The sequence below is a fragment of the Vibrio sp. S234-5 genome, assembly GCF_000960595.1.
In the GTDB taxonomy this organism is placed as follows: domain Bacteria; phylum Pseudomonadota; class Gammaproteobacteria; order Enterobacterales; family Vibrionaceae; genus Vibrio.
Window position 1 is genome coordinate 1 of sequence record NZ_JZAM01000157.1, and the last position, 314, is coordinate 314.

Annotated in this window: 1 protein-coding gene; it reads left to right on the top strand. The window is 43.6% G+C overall.

The annotated features are described in order from the left end of the window. Positions 1-154: 154 nt before the first annotated feature. Positions 155-314: DUF3265 domain-containing protein (locus UF06_RS28305; RefSeq protein WP_197541310.1), on the top strand; the 160-nt coding region annotated here is incomplete at its 3' end.

Below are 314 nucleotides of genomic sequence, written 5' to 3' on the forward strand. Positions count from 1 at the left end.
AAGCGCGAGGTTGGTGCGGCTGGCTCAATCAGTATTTCGACCACAAGTTTTTGGGGTTGAATTGCCAAAATTCGAAGTTTGTTATGCAAATTCAATGAGTCATTTCAGTTTTTTAGGTTTTGGCTTTTGTTTGTGAGTCAACGCTGAGTTAATCTTGGTTTTGGTAAAACGTAAGCCCTTGAAGCTTAAACATAACAAAGCGTTAAAGAGGGATTCGTGCCGCGTGGCATTTTTGGTATGCGGTGATTTTGGTGGTGAAAGTGGTATGCGGAAAGTTGGTTTAGGCGGCACTCACCCCTTAACGCGGCGTTATG